Source organism: Metabacillus sp. YM-086 (assembly GCF_048059995.1).
In the GTDB taxonomy this organism is placed as follows: domain Bacteria; phylum Bacillota; class Bacilli; order Bacillales; family Bacillaceae; genus Metabacillus; species Metabacillus litoralis_B.
In genome coordinates this window covers 1-1,867 of record NZ_JBLUOI010000165.1, presented here as the reverse complement: position 1 = coordinate 1,867, position 1,867 = coordinate 1, and the positions used below count along the sequence as shown (strand labels likewise).

The window sequence follows — 1,867 nt, the reverse complement described above, 5'->3', positions numbered from 1 at the left end:
TTCTTTAATCTCTTTACCTTCACCTATACTTTGTGAAGTTACAAATCCATTTCCTTCATGTTGAATCTCTAACCCAGTTAAGCTACTTAGCTTCATAACATCAGAAAGGCTCCATCCAGTTATATCAGGCATTACCTTTTTACCTTCTGTCTTTATTAATACTTTTGAACCCTTTAACAACTCTGTTCCTTCAATTGGTTCTGTCTCTACTACCTTTTCTCCTTGACCAAGTATTATAGGTTCTAACCCTTTGCCTTTCAGGATGCTAACTGAATTTTTAACTGACTTTTCTTTATAGGATTCCATGATTGTTGGAGTTACTTCTTCACTGTTACTTTTGTTATTGTCTACATCAGAAGTAGCGTTTAGCTTTTTAAGACCATAATCCATTACAGTATTGAATATGTCGGAAACAGCATTTGCACCTACTTGGTCTGCCTTCAAATTTGGTTTTTCAACTGCAACATACATAATCAACCTAGGGTCTTCAGCAGGAGCCATTCCTAAAAATGAAAACATATAATTATTTCTCCCAACTTGATAACCCCCTTCTCCATCAGAAATTTGTGCAGTTCCTGTTTTACCAGCAACCTGAAAATCATTTAGCTGAAAGTAGGTTCCTGTACCATCAGTTACAACAGAGGTTAGTAATTCTCTTGTCTTCTTAGCTGTTTCAGCACTTACTGGTTTATTCAATACTTTAGGTTTGTTTTCTTCAAGAATTTTTCCTTTTTCATCCAAAATTTTCTTTATGACGTAAGGCTTCATCATCTTACCATCATTTGCGATAGAAGAAGCAGCTGTAACTAATTGAATTGGAGTAAAAGTAGATCCTTGACCAAACGCTGTGGTAGCTTTTTCAATTGGACGATTATAAACGAATTTACCTAATCCTTCATTGCCCATATCTATTCCAGTTTTTTTATCAAATCCAAACTCCTGTAAGTAACGATAGAATCGATCAAAACCTAATTTGTCTTTTGCTAGGATTGTAAATGCAACATTTGACGAAAGCTCAACACCCTTATCATATGTAATCATTCCCCAGCCCGTTTTATTGTGATCATGAATCAATTCACCAGTAACTTCTATTGCACCTGATTTATATTTCTCTTGACCATTATAAACCCCTACATTAATAGCAGCTGCTAGTGTAAATATCTTCATTGTAGAGCCAGGTTCAAAGGAAGATGACAGGGCATAGTTCAAATAATTAACTTCATTTTGCTCATTGGGATAAATTGAGGGTCTATTACTTAGAGCTACTATCTCACCTGTTTTAGGGTCCATCACAATCCCAATGATTTTTTCAGGATTGTATTCTTTAACAACTTGATTCATCGAGTCTTCTAGGATCGTCTGAATGTTCATATCCAATGTTGTATATATATTGTTTCCATTTTGAGGAGGCTTAGATTTTGATTCTTCCTGAGGCAAATCATAGCCAAATCCTATAAACCCATCAATCTTCTTTTTTATGTATCCATCTGTCCCTAATAGCTCTTCTGAATATTCCTTTTCGATGCCTGATATACCTTTACCATCGAAATCAGTGATTCCTACAATGTGTGATGCAAAATCACCTAATGGGTAAGTTCTTCTAATATCTGGAGCAAAGATGATTCCTGGAAGATCGAGATTGCTAATTTCTTGCATTTGAGTAAATGTTATATTTCTGCCTATTTTTCCTAACTCAACTTGATATGCTTTACTATCACTTAACGATTTTTCAATAGCTTTAGAGTCAGTTTTTAATACTTTAGCCAACTTTGCTGCAGTATCTGGAATATCTTTTATATGGTTTGGATTTTCTTTGCTAAGTACACCTATCACTGTGTATACTTGTGAATCGACTGCAATTTTTTCA

Annotated in this window: 1 protein-coding gene; it reads right to left on the bottom strand. The window is 34.8% G+C overall.

Translation table 11 applies throughout. The annotated features are described in order from the left end of the window. Positions 1–1,867 (bottom strand): penicillin-binding protein (locus ACEWK1_RS27570; protein ID WP_416636874.1); only part of this gene is annotated, 1,867 nt, incomplete at both ends.